Here is a 13,052-nt window from a genome sequence, read left to right as displayed (position 1 = left end):
ATGAACTTTACATAATACTGTTTGACCATGAATTTTATATGAAATAAAAAGTATTACAGGGGGGTGAAAAAGTCTTTTCGTCAGAGTAAAAAAATTATGAATAATTAATGTTTATTTAAAATAATTTAAATTTAATATAAAAATTATAAAAATCATAAAAAATTTTATGGAAACTTTAGAATCTCTAGGGCTTGTAGGATTGTTGCTTGTCTGCTTTTTGGCAAGCAGTCTTTATCCGCTAGGCTCTGAAGTCTTTGTGCTAGGCTTCGTATCCATAGGATATTCCGAATCTATCGTGTGGTGTGTCGCTACACTTGGCAACACACTTGGCGCGCTGACAACTTATGCGATTGGCTATTTTGGCAACGATTATTTGCTTAACCGATACTTCAAAAACGCGAGTCAAAAAATCCATCGCTATCAAGAAAGAATCCAAAAATATGGATTCTGCTTTGCTTTTTTTAGTTTTTTGCCTCTTTTGGGCGATGTTTTTGCCCTTGCACTTGGCGTTTATCAATATCCTTTTATCAAAGCAGTTTTCTTTATTGCACTCGGCAAAGGCTTGCGGTATTTGGTGCTTTTGGGTGCATTTTCTTGGTGGCAAGCAGCGGGTTAAGAAACTTACCATCGCGTCCTTGCTGTCATTACGAGAATTATAACGCAATTCGTGGCAATCTACAATCTTGCGCAAATAAAACAATGGAATCACAAAGTTAAGGGCGAGATTTTAGATTATAGATTGCTTCGTCTGCTCCTCTTCCTTGCAAGGACGCAGAGGCTCTTACTTTATTCATTCCGCGTAAGAAAAAAGCTATTGCACTTCAATCCTACCATTATGACGACAAATTTTGCCCTCTAGCTCATATTCAAACAAAATTGCTCCAAACTTCAAAAACGCCTCCTCAAAGAGTGGATTGCTTTTGCAAAATTCCAATACCTCATCTTTTCCCGCTACTGCTTGATTTGCAAAATCCTGCTTGCATTCCTCTTGGAATCCTAGCGATTCTACAAACTCATCTATCTCCCAAATCACTTGCGCTTGACCCTTTTTAGCCAAAGTCTGTGTGCCTTGACTTTGTCCGATTTGATGGGGCGGTACAAAGATTTGTTTGCCAAGTTTTAGTGCGTAATTCGCACTTCGCATTGACCCACTTTCTAAATCTGCTTGAGGGATAATCACGCATTCTCCAAGACTAACAACTAATTTGTTGCGCTCCAAAAATGAAAAGGCACGCGGAGAATAAGGAGAATCAAACGGACTTAAAATCAAAGCGTCTTGGTAAATCTGTTGAATGATTTTTGTGTTTGTGCGCGGATAGATAATATCCAAAGAAGCGGGTGAAACCATAATGGTATTAGGCAAAGCATATTTGTGCGCAATAATATCTGTCCCAAGCGCGCCTCCACTCACAATTACCGCGCCCTTATTTGCAAGCTTACACGCAAGAGTTTGGGTGAAATTTTGGGCATAAGGGTTGGGATTCCGCGTGCCAACAATCGTAATTTTACGCGAGCTTAATAATTCTAAATTGCCGCAGTAAAAAATCCGCTTTAAACCCAAATGCGACAATTCAGTCGGAATTGCAGGTAGAATCGCAGAATCTTTTAAGGATTCCAAAGCATTTCTTTAAGATTCTTTTTGAACCAAATAAATGACAATCGTATCTACAAAACCATAACGACGATAACCATCACCCTCGCCATCACCCTCAAACTCATCTAGGATTGCTTTGGCTGGGTGCTCTTGGAGCAATCTCACTAACTCTATACTTTTGCCATAACGTTCAAAATAACGTTTGATTGTAATCACCCAATTCACATCAGGGCTTTGCAAGTTTTGCTGAATCTGACTTAAATAGGCTGTTTTTAAAAGTGAGCCGATTTTATCTACCCAATAATGAATTTCCATATACTCGCCAAAAACAACCATTGCGTGCTTTGCATCTCCTGTTTGCGCGTAGGTTTTTGCTTCTTCATAACATCTTAAAAAGTCTTTTGTGAAATCCTTAAACTGCTGCATAGAGCGCAAGCTTTCAATCTCATCTACCAACGAATAGACTTTTTTAATGTCTTTTGCTTCAATTGCCATTAAGAGATTCTCTTTTTGTTGCATTAGCACAATGCGTTCGTTTGCTGCGCGCTTAAGGGTTGGGAAAACAAGCAGAGTTTCTGCGATTTTTTTCGCCTCATCGTAATGGAAGTTTTTTTCTAATTCAATCAGATTTGTGAGCATTCGCTCGCCCACTAAAAGCACTTTTTTATACAAATCCGTCTCACGCAAGAATGAAAACTGAAAGGTTAAACTAAAATATTCTTTGAAATTTTGCTTTTTAATCAGCATATCTGCTTTTTCAAACACATCGCAGTTGCGCAAAAGCTGCACGATGAGCTCTTTTTTTGGTGTGCTGTTAAAAGGTGCTAAAGCCTGCTCTGCCAAACGCTTGTTGGTGCTTGCATTTTCCATAAGAAGCTTTTTGGCATTAAAAAACGCCTTATTCCAAATATTTTCTAGCTTTTCATAGGCTTGCGTTTTGACTAAAAATTTCGTTGTCTTTAGCATCTCATAGGCTTTAGTGAAATCTTTTTTATTGACTAATTCTAAAAAAGTCTTTACCCCGTCCTTTTGAGACAAATAAAAGTCAAATTCATTCTTTTTAGATTCATTGACGACAAAGGGTGCAGTAAGCTCCACTGCTTTTTCTATTTCGTTTTCATTCAACAATGCAATGGCTTCATTGAGGATTTCGGGCCATACCTCATCAAAAATTTTCGTCAAGGGGTGAATACTTAAAAATACATTTTTATTAATCGCCTCGCGCGCACTTTTGTAATCTTTTTTTTGCAAACTAGATTCTAGTTCCTCTCTGCCTTCGTTATAATCAATAATCAAAAGTGCTCCGTCAATAGAGCCGATATATAAATGTCCGTGAGAAAAAGCCAATGAGGCTGTGCCAGCGTGTTCATTGTTAATCTCCATAGTTTTGGAATTATCTTTCAAAGACAAGACATAAAGCATATCTGAACGCGTGCCGACGAGTGCGTAATTTTCCTCTTCTGTAATAGCAATACTTGTGGGCCAAAATGCAAAAGGGTATTCTTGAGAAATAATTTTGCCCTCTTTTAAGCTAAAAATAATGCTCGCATTGTTGCGACACACGAGCAAAATTTTTTCATCGTGTTCAAAAAAACAAGAATCCTCTACAACATCGTTTGTAGCAAAATTAAAGGCAATTCTATGTCGCAAAACATCAAAAATCATTGTAAATTTATCAAATCCGCTAATTGCAATAAAATCACCACTATTAGAAAAACGAATCGTAGAAATATAATCCGAACGCGCTAACAAAGAGGAAATAGCCAAAAAGCTGCGTCCTTCATACAAAAAAACTCTTCCGTCTTGCCCACCTGTGGCAAAAAATCTCCCATCACGAGAAAAAGCACAGGATTCTATATCGCCATCGTGGTCCTCTAATGTCGCAATGTGTTTCAAAGTGGAACCATTAAGCTCTAAAACAAATGCTTTTCTTTCACCCATAATGGGAAAACAAAAATAAGAATGCGGAGAGATTCCAAATGCGTGAGAATAACGATGTGGAGATTCTATATCTTTAATTACTCGGATACTTGTTCCAATATGTAAATTTTGATTGATTTCAGAAATATAGAAAACATTGTCAATACAAAAAGTGGAATCTTTTACATGCGCAATATTTAAAATGCTCCCTTGTAGCTGGCGAGTTTCTGTTGGAGTTGTCATTGCGAATCCCTTAAAAATCCTAAAATTCCCAATATTTTAGCATAATTCTTTATAAAATTGTTATGGTGCAATAATTTCATTCACATATACGAGTTCTACCCCGCTTTTGGCTAGATAATTTTCTGCATTTTTAAGCGCTAGCAAAGTCTCTTTGTGAGGGTGTCCAATCGCAATGGCATAACCCTTAGTCTTCGCTATTTTTACCGCTTGAATTAGATTTTGTGTAATTTTTGAGATATTCAATTCATTATCCAAAAACACATCACGTTCCAAATAGTTACTTTGGCACGGATTAAGTTTTTCCATAGAATGTGTGGCGTAAAATACGCTTGTTTTGGTATTGGAAGCTGTTTTAGAATCCAAAAAACTAATTTTATTTTTGTTAAGCGTTTCTAAAAGTAGCGTCATAGAATCTAAATCCTGTGTAAATTTACTCCCTGTATGATTATTAATATAAGTGAGTGTTGGAAAATCTTGCTTAATTGCTTGGATTCTTTGTTGAATTTTATCTTGCGAATCTCCGACAAACAGCCATTCGTGCTCTGCTTGATAAAAATTCAATGCCTCAAGCGGCAAATGCACCATATAAAAAGGAGCAAACTTCGCAATTTTTGGAGTTTTTGGATTTGTCTTGCTTTTGGGAAAAAGTGAGGGAGTAATCTTGTAATGGATTTTAGTTATTGCCCGATATTGTGCGAAATTCCCAACATCATCAATAATAATTGCAAGTTGCGGCTTCGTGCGCTGACATAAGGCAGATTCTTTTGTTTCAGATGAATTTTCCTGTGTTTTAGCAAGAGAGGATTCCTTTTGCGTTTCTTGCGATTCTTTTGTTGCATTAGATACGATTTGTTTTTTAAAAGCCTCTGAAACATCGGTATCTTGAGGTTGTGTTTGGGAAATTTCTTTTGAGGATTCCGCGAGAGAACTTGCCTTAAGTGCCTCTAAATTTTCTTTCAAAAAATCAATATTTTTTTGGATTAACTCCGCATTACTTTGCATTATCGTTGCGTTTGATTCCTTGCTTGGTGTGATTTTTGAGGCTTGGAGATTTTCTTGTGTTTTTGTTTGCAAAGCAGGTTTTGATTTTGGAGTTTTAGGGATAAAGTTAAAGCTAAGCAATACGAGCAATAATGCAATAATACCAATGGTTATAGGCTTTACTTTATCCATAGATTCAATTATTTTTCTAGTAGAATCTCAACTTCAAGTGTATTAAAATTTTGGTTGGAATCTGTTTTCATATCAATTTTTTGAGCTTTTGTGTATTTTTTAATCACTTCTAGTATCTCTTCTTTCATTTGTTCCATATAAGGCACATTAATTGCGCGTTCGTGCGCTAAAATCAATGTTAAGCGGTCTCTTGCTTCCTTAGCAGAAGATTTTTTGCCCCCGAAGAATTTATCCATTAAACTCATGAAAATAACCTTCCAAAGAATCCCTTTTTGGCTTTTAATTCCAAATAGGGCACTTCTTCACCCAAAATTCGTTTTGCGATATTTTGATAAGCAAGAGCAGAAAGAGAATTACCATAAATCACAGGTTCTCCCGTGTTGGTAGAAGAGATGATTTTCTCATCTTCTGGTACGATTCCAATCAGAGGCAAAGCAAGAATATTTAGCACATCTTCTACACTTAGCATTTCACCTTTTTCTACCATTTCGGGCTTTAGGCGGTTAATAATTACATGCTTTAGCACTTCTTGTCCTTCTTGTGCCTTTTTGCTTTTTGCGTCAATGATTCCAATCACCCTATCCGCATCACGTACGCTTGAAACTTCCGGTGTTGAAACAATCAATGCGCGGTCAGCCAAAAAAATAGAATGCTCAAATCCTCCCTCAATTCCTGCTGGAGAATCCAACAAAACAAAATCAAATTCCTCTTTAAGTTTATGAATTAACCCCGAAACTTTTTCTTTGTCTAAAATATTTTTATCCTTGCTTTGACTCGCGGGCAAAAAATAAAGATTTTTGGTTTTTTTATCGTTAATAAGAGCTTGGGAAAGATTGCATTCCCCCTCCATTACATTGACAATATCATACACAATACGATTTTCTAAACCCAAAATCATATCTAAATTACGCAAACCAATATCAAAATCTACCGCTACAACTTTCTTGCCCTCACTTGCCAACCCCACAGCAAGATTCGCAGTTGTCGTGGATTTACCCACACCACCTTTGCCGGAAGTAATCGTAATCACACATCCACTCAAAATCACACCTTCAGTTTAAAATTAAGCTAAAAATTGTAGCTTTTGAAGCATTTAATATAGATTAAACATAAAAAAATTTAAAAAAGACTTGGAGTTAAAAGCGACTTTAGATGATAGCTTTGGCGATGAACTGCACAAAATCCATATTTCTGGATATTCTCTAAATGCGCTTTTGTACCATAACCCTTATTATGCGCAAAATCATATTGAGGAAATTCCTTGTCCAATGCCAACATTTCAGAATCTTTCGCGCTCTTTGCCAAAATACTTGCCGCACTGATTGTATGAAGTTTGGAATCTCCTTTGATGAGGGTTTTTAAATGCGGAATCCCAAAGGCGCAATTTCCATCAAACACATAAAAAGGCGCATTTAAAGAGCTTAAAATCTCAAGCAAAGATTCCTTGATGCACGCACTCAAACCCTTTGTATCAATTTGCTTGGAAGTTTTTTGGACAATGTGGAATCGCGCGCAAGATTGAATCTCCACGCTCAAAGAATCTCGGACACTTTGGGAAAGCTTTTTAGAATCCTTAATTCTCTCCAAAAGGCTTTGATTAGGAGATTCTAAAACAACTCCGCAAACAAAAAGCGAACCTGCTACACAACCTCTCCCGGCTTCATCTATACCACAAATTTCAGGATATTTTGGCAAAGGAATCACAAGCGATTCCAAGGTTTGTTGTAAAGCATTAGAAGACAAAGCAAGGTTTATTAGAGGATGCTGTTTGGACATTATTTTAAGACAAATCGCAAAACTTCTTTAAATTCGCTGACAGGGTGAATCTTTAAGCCCTCTTTTACCTCTTGTGGAATCTCGTCCATATCGCGTTCAAAATTTTTCTTTGGAATCAACACTTCTTTCATACCTGATTTATAAGCGGCGATGAGCTTTTCTTGCAAACCTCCAATAGGCAAGACTTTGCCTCTTAAAGTTAGCTCACCCGTCATTGCAACATCACCGCGCGCTTTTTTGTTTGTCAGCAGCGAAGCAAGTGCGCTTGCAATTGCGATTCCCGCGCTCGGTCCGTCTTTTGGCGTTGCACCCTCTGGAACGTGCAAATGCACATCTAAGCGATTATAAATCTCACTTGCGCTGGGTTGGATATTTTCTTCTTTTTCTTTTGGAGTTTGAGGGATTAACTTACAATCCACCTTGAGTACTCCACTATCAATTAAAGATTTCACATAAGAATAGGCAATTTTTGCACTTTCTTTCATCACATCGCCCAAATTTCCTGTTAAATGCAAGCCTCCCTTGCCTTTGATTTTGAGTGCTTCAATCTTTAAAACATCGCCTCCTACACTCGTCCAAGCAAGCCCATTAACCAATCCAACCTCTGCATTTTTGCTTGCATTTTCAAACTCAAACACGATTTTATCTAAAAATTCGTGCAAGTTTTTGGGGGTAATTTGCACTTTTTCTTGTGGCGATTGTAAAATATTTTTTGCTACTTTGCGCAAGATTTGTGCAATCCTGCGGCGCAGATTCCGCACTCCTGCTTCTCTTGTGTATTTTTCAATCAGCATTTTTACCGCACTAGGAGAAAAGCTAATCTCGCTATTTTGCAAACCATGTTTTTTCAGCTCTTGAGGAATTAAATATTTTTTAGCAATTTGCTCTTTTTGGCTAGGTGTGTAGCTGTTAATATTAATAAACTCCATTCTATCGCGCAAAGGTGCTGGAATCGCACTCACATCGTTTGCCGTTGCAATAAAAATCACTTGCGATAAATCCAAATCAAAATTTGTATAATAATCTCTAAATTCCTTATTTTGCTCTGGGTCAAGAATCTCTAATAACACAGAGGAAGGGTCGCCACGAAAAGAATTATGAATCTTGTCAATCTCATCTAGCACCACGACGGGATTCATTTCTTTTGCGTCAATCAAGCCCTGCACGATTCTACCGGGCATTGCACCAATATAAGTGCGGCGATGTCCGCGCAATTCATTGACATCTTCTAAACCACCCAATGCGATTCGCACCAATTTACGCTTCAAAGCAGTAGCAATAGAGTTTGCAAGGCTTGTCTTACCTACTCCCGGAGGTCCATAAAAGCATAGAATCGTGCCTTTATTTTCATTGTTATTCCCCTTGCCACGCAATGCGAGCAACTCACGCACCGCAAAATATTCCACAATGCGTTCTTTTGGCTTTTCTAGCGCGAAATGGTCTTTGTTGAGCTGCTTTTCTACCTCATCAATCTTGAGCGGTTTTTGCGCAAAAGAACCAAAAGGAATCTCTAAAACTAATTCAACATAGTTTTGCAATAAATTTGCGTCTGCGCTATCTTGGTGCATTCTTGAGAGCTTGGCAATTTGCTTAGAAATCTCTTTGTAAGCGTCTTGACTCATTTTGTTTTTGAGTTTTTCTAGTTTTTGGCGATATTCCTCTATCTCTGCATCTTTACCTGCGTCTCCGCCCAATTCTTTTTGAATCTGCTTTAATTGTTCTTTTAAAAAATACTCTTTATTGACTTTTTCCATTTGAGAATTAACTTTTGTTTTAATCTCTTTTTGGATTTGCTGTGCGCGGATTTCCTCCATTACAATTTCAATGAGGCTTAAAAGTCGCTCTTCGGGATTATTTTCTTTGAATATTTTATAGGCTTGGTCTTTTTTAAGCCGAATCGCACTCGCAATCAAATCTGCCGCACGATTTGGCTCCATTGTCTCATTAATACTTTTAAGTAAATCTTGTGGGAAGTTTTGAGAGATATTATAAAGATTGCGCAATCTCTCTTTCAAAACCGCCAAAATCGCTTCTATACGTGCAGCATCAAAAGGCAGAGAGAGGATTGGTTCAATCTTGCCTTGCAAGGGCATTTTGGATTCTACATTCAACAAACGCCCACGACTTAACCCTTGAAACAGAATCTTAACGCGCCCTTCAGGCAAGGCAACACGACGCATAATCACACCAATCACGCCCACATCATAGAATCCCGTATCGCTTTCTCCAAGTGCGCTAGTTTTGGAAGCAGTAATAAAAATCAATTTGTCTTGAGATTCCATTGCAACTTCAATGGCTTTTAGGTTTTCCTCATCGCTGACAAACAAAGGCGCAATCATAAAAGGATACAAAAACATATCCTCCTCTACGATGACAGGCAAAATTTTTGGAAATTCTCCATAACGTTCTAATTGCATAGTTTCTCCTACCATTCAAAGATTCTTTGATACCACGGAGAATGCGCCTCTTTATAATAAACATCTTTAATCCAAGCATTTTCATTGATTTTTTGCTGATAAAATTCAGCCGCATTCTCCTTGCCTCTGCGCTCATAAAGTTTAATAATTTCTTTGTTTAGGCTTAAATTTGCCAATTCAAGCTTTAAAAGCATTGTATCTACCATAGGGCGATAACGCGAATAAGGATATTTTTGGTCAAAGGCTTTTGCTTCATTGATGGATTGCATTAATAATTGTTGGTCGCGGTATCGCTTGCCAAAAGCAAAATAATTTGCCTGTAATTTTAAATATTGCACAAAGTCTATATTTTCTGCATTTCCAAAACGTTTTGTAAATTCGTCAAAATAGAATCCTGCAAGTAAATATTCTTCTTTTTGCATATGCGCTCTTCCCAAAATCAACATCGCCTCGCCTAAAAGCGGAGAATTTAAATGTTCGCTTTGTAAAGAGACAAAATAACTATCGGCTTTTTCCAAATCATCGTTACGAATCTCTTTTAACATATTTTGATACCAATAATCCGCGGGTTTATTCACCTCATCTAGTGCCAAACCGCTGTTGGTCTTAGACGAACACGCGCCCAAAAAAACAAGAATACAAAAACCATAAAGAGAAAATTTCATCCATCGCAACATAAAATAAATTCCTTAAAAACGAAGCTAAAAATTATAAAAATGGTCGTAATTATAGCGGATTTGGTATAGATTTTATAAATTTTTTTTAAAATAAAATTGATTTTTTGCTTTTATTGCGATAAAATCTCACGCAAAACTTTTAGTAAAATTATTTTCTATGATTTTTAAACGCTCATAAGCGAAGGAAAAACAATGGAATTTGTAGTAAAATCTCCGATTTTAGGCTTTGAACATATCCACAAGATGAAACTAGAAAGAATCTCCAAAGACGATGAAACTTTTATGCAATTAAAAAGTTGCGAAAATGACGGCATTTCCTTTACTCTAGTGAATCCTTATGCTATGCGCACAGATTATGAGTTTGAGATTCCATCTCCTATAAAGGCACTTTTAGATTTAAAAGGCAAAACAAACACCGACCCGCAAAACTCTAAACTCGTCATTTTAAATATTGTTTGCGTGAAAGAACCCATTGAAGAATCTAGCGTTAATTTCCTAGCCCCTTTGCTTTTTAACTTTGAGACTCTTACAATGGCACAAGTCGTTTTAGAAAATTTCAAATACGAGAATTTCGGATTGTCCGAACCTATTTCAAAATTCTTTGACTTCTCCAAACAATAGAAATCCCACAATGCAATCCTTAATTCTTTTGGGCTATGGCAAAATGGCAAAAGCCTTAGCGCAAGGCTTGAAAGACAAATACAAACTATTAGTCTGCGGTCGCAATCCTGCAAAAGTTCAATCCTTTTGCGAGGAATTAAATTTGACTCCTCTATTTTTGGAAAATTCCACGATTCCATTAAAAGAATCCGATGAAATCTTGCTTTGTGTTAAGCCTTACGCACTCCATCAATTCTGCTTTAATGGCAAAGCAAAATGTGTTTATTCTATCTTAAATGCTACCAGTCTTGAGACATTAAAAGCCACCATAGAATCACAATATTATATTCGGGCTATGCCAAATATCTGCGCAGGCGTTGGACAATCTATCACGAGCTTGTGTGGTGATTTGGCTTTCCAAAAAGAAGCGATTGCTATTTTTGATTCTATTGGCAAAAGCGTATGGCTTGAAGAAAAGCATTTTCCCTTAGCTACTGCTTTGGGTGGTTGCGCTCCGGCGTTTTTAGCCCTTGTTGCCGAATCGCTCATTGATAGTGGAGTAACCTATGGTCTAACACGCGAAGATTCTACACAAATCGTGCGCACATTATTTAGCGGTTTTGCTAGTCTTTTAGAACAAAACCACCCCACATTGCTTAAAGAAAGCGTGATGAGTCCGGGAGGCTCTACTGCACAAGGAGTAGCGACTTTGGAAAAACACGCTCTTAAAAACGCTTTTTTAGAAGCGGTTTTGGCTTCTAAAAACTTCGCTTGAAACCAAAAACTCTTGCGATTTTAGGTGGCAGTGGTGCAGGCAAAACTGCTCTTTCTTTGGAGCTTGCTTCAAACTATGATTGTGCGATTCTTTCACTAGATTCTTTAAGCATTTATGAAGAAATCAATATTGCTAGCGCGAAGCCTAGTTTAGAGGAGAGAAAGGGGATTCCACATTTTGGCATAGATGTTTTGCGCCCTAACGAATCGCAAAATGTTCAGAATTTTATTCAAGAATATCATCGCGCACAAACATTTTGTCAAGCGCACAACAAGCATCTCCTCATCGTGGGCGGCACAAGCTTTTATCTTAAAACATTGCTTTGTGGGCTTTCACCCTCTCCCAAATTATCTTCATCTGAAAAACTAGAAATAGATACTGCGATTCATCATCTTGGTGATTCAAAAGCGCAATATGTGTATTTATCCAAAGTAGATTCCCCTTATGCAAGCAGAATCAACCCGCAAGATTCTTACCGCATTACCCGCGCGCTAGAAATATACTTCTCCACACAAACTGCGCCAAGCGTTTATTTTGCCAACAATCCTCCCAAACCAATTTTAAAATCTTGTGAAATTTTTGAAATTCATTTTGCGCGAGAATTGTTAAGAGCAAGGATTCAAGAACGCACACAAGAAATGCTAAACAAAGGACTTTTAAACGAAGTGCAAACGCTTATTGCGCGTTATGGCACACAACACCAATGGACAAAAAGTATTGGCATTAAAGAAACATTAGAATATCTCAATCATCAAAAAGCGCGGAATCCCTCCTCTACCAAACCACAATCCCACATTTTTTCTTTAGAATCTCTCAAGGATTCTATCTCTTTGCACACAGCCCAACTTGCCAAGCGACAAAGCACTTTTAATAAAACACAATTTCCTCCACATTTTTGTGGCACAGCAAATGAAATTTATTCTCAAATTTCCTCACAAATTTTTTGTAATTTTTGCTAAAATATTTTTAAAATAAAATGGATTATTAATATTATATAATTGTATAATGCGAATCTAAATAAAATCTAAGCAACGAAAAGGAAGGGGCTTATGTATAAAAGAATGTCATTGAAAGCAAAAATCTTGGTGCTTATGCTTGGAATCGCTGTGAGTTTAATAAGCATATTTGGTACGATTGAATATTTTAAGCAAGATATTACGCGAGATACAAGTATGGAAGTGCATAAGGCTGTGAGTGAGGAGGTAGAGCAAAAAATCAAGCTTGCTACGGATACTCTAGCAGAATCCCTAGGAGAGCTGATTGTAGGCTTAGATGAACCCTCACAAATAGCAATCATTGCAAAAGCCATTGAAAACTTCCGATTTGAATCAGACAAAAGCGGATATTATTTCGCTTACAAAGAACATACGCCTGTGGCTCACCCTACACGCAAAGACTTGATTGGCAAATCACTATATGAGGCTAAAGACACTGATGGAGTTTATTATGTAAGGGACTTATTCCAAACCGCAAAAACACAGAAACAACAAACCAAATTTGTACATTTTTCTTTTAGCAAACCTCTTCCTGATGGCACACTTGGCACAGCACAAAAAGTTGGTTATGCGACAATGATTCCAAACACCCAAAATATTTGGATTTCTACAGGTGTTTATGTGGATACTTTAGGAGAATATACAACAAAAATTTCACACGACATCATTGGATTCATTGATACCTCATTATTTAAGGCATTTTCCATTGGAGCGATTGTTTTGCTTATTATTTTGGTTCCGTTATTTTGGGGATTTTATAGCAATCTTACTTTTAGTGTGCGAACCATACAGAACAATCTTACCAATTTCTTCTCCTACCTCAACCACGATACAACCACAGCGAATCTAATCAAAATAGATTCTCACGACGAATTTGGCATT

13 protein-coding genes are annotated in these 13,052 nt (G+C 37.2%); 5 read left to right on the top strand and 8 right to left on the bottom strand.

Annotation, left to right across the window (positions count from 1 at the left end):
- Positions 1-166: 166 nt before the first annotated feature.
- Positions 167-616 (top strand): YqaA family protein, encoded by a 450-nt coding sequence (locus K2N75_RS07730; protein WP_297681132.1) that lies wholly within the window; start codon positions 167-169, stop codon positions 614-616.
- A gap of 195 nt (positions 617-811) precedes the next feature.
- Here the strand turns inward: K2N75_RS07730 and K2N75_RS07725 are convergent, their stop codons facing one another.
- The 8 genes from K2N75_RS07725 to bamD all read right to left on the bottom strand — a co-directional run bounded on the left by K2N75_RS07725 (position 812) and on the right by bamD (position 9,800).
- The gene (locus K2N75_RS07725; RefSeq protein WP_297681130.1) at positions 812-1,618 is read right to left on the bottom strand and encodes a DNA-processing protein DprA; all 807 of its coding nucleotides are present in this window, start codon (positions 1,616-1,618) and stop codon (positions 812-814) included.
- Positions 1,619-1,627: 9 nt separating this feature from the next.
- Entirely contained in the window at positions 1,628-3,757 is a 2,130-nt protein-coding gene (locus K2N75_RS07720) for a hypothetical protein (RefSeq protein ID WP_297681128.1), read from the bottom strand.
- Positions 3,758-3,817: 60 nt separating this feature from the next.
- Positions 3,818-4,930: a divergent polysaccharide deacetylase family protein gene (locus tag K2N75_RS07715; RefSeq protein WP_297681126.1), complete on the bottom strand. Its 1,113-nt coding sequence runs from the start codon at positions 4,928-4,930 to the stop codon at positions 3,818-3,820.
- Positions 4,931-4,938: 8 nt separating this feature from the next.
- Positions 4,939-5,175 (bottom strand): cell division topological specificity factor MinE, encoded by a 237-nt coding sequence (gene minE, locus K2N75_RS07710; protein WP_297681124.1) that lies wholly within the window; start codon positions 5,173-5,175, stop codon positions 4,939-4,941.
- The gene (minD, locus tag K2N75_RS07705) at positions 5,172-5,972 is read right to left on the bottom strand and encodes a septum site-determining protein MinD (RefSeq protein WP_297681122.1); all 801 of its coding nucleotides are present in this window, start codon (positions 5,970-5,972) and stop codon (positions 5,172-5,174) included. The genes minE and minD overlap by 4 nt, the downstream gene beginning before the upstream one ends.
- A 77-nt stretch (positions 5,973-6,049) precedes the next feature.
- Positions 6,050-6,673, bottom strand: a complete 624-nt coding sequence (locus K2N75_RS07700) for a ribonuclease HII (RefSeq protein WP_297681120.1) — start codon at positions 6,671-6,673, stop codon at positions 6,050-6,052.
- Positions 6,674-6,705: 32 nt separating this feature from the next.
- Positions 6,706-9,123 (bottom strand): endopeptidase La, encoded by a 2,418-nt coding sequence (gene lon / locus K2N75_RS07695; RefSeq protein ID WP_297681118.1) that lies wholly within the window; start codon positions 9,121-9,123, stop codon positions 6,706-6,708.
- 8 nt (positions 9,124-9,131) lie between these two features.
- Positions 9,132-9,800 carry an outer membrane protein assembly factor BamD gene (gene bamD, locus K2N75_RS07690; RefSeq protein WP_297681117.1) on the bottom strand — a complete coding sequence of 223 codons (669 nt, stop codon included), beginning with the start codon at positions 9,798-9,800 and terminating at the stop codon, positions 9,132-9,134.
- 192 nt (positions 9,801-9,992) lie between these two features.
- Between bamD and fliW the strand changes: the two genes are divergently transcribed.
- The 4 genes from fliW to K2N75_RS07670 form a co-directional block, all read left to right on the top strand.
- Entirely contained in the window at positions 9,993-10,421 is a 429-nt protein-coding gene (fliW, locus tag K2N75_RS07685) for a flagellar assembly protein FliW (protein ID WP_297681116.1), read from the top strand.
- Positions 10,422-10,431: 10 nt separating this feature from the next.
- A complete protein-coding gene (gene proC, locus K2N75_RS07680; protein WP_297681115.1) occupies positions 10,432-11,175 on the top strand; it encodes a pyrroline-5-carboxylate reductase in 744 nt (247 codons plus the stop codon).
- A complete protein-coding gene (miaA, locus tag K2N75_RS07675) occupies positions 11,172-12,134 on the top strand; it encodes a tRNA (adenosine(37)-N6)-dimethylallyltransferase MiaA (protein ID WP_297681114.1) in 963 nt (320 codons plus the stop codon). The genes proC and miaA overlap by 4 nt, the downstream gene beginning before the upstream one ends.
- Positions 12,135-12,224: 90 nt before the next feature.
- Positions 12,225-13,052: cache domain-containing protein (locus K2N75_RS07670; protein WP_300120278.1), on the top strand; the 828-nt coding region annotated here is incomplete at its 3' end.

The organism is Helicobacter sp. (assembly GCF_029067145.1).
Taxonomy (GTDB): domain Bacteria; phylum Campylobacterota; class Campylobacteria; order Campylobacterales; family Helicobacteraceae; genus Helicobacter_D.
The sequence above is the reverse complement of the archived record's forward strand: the minus strand, read 5'-3'. Positions and strand labels throughout refer to the sequence as shown.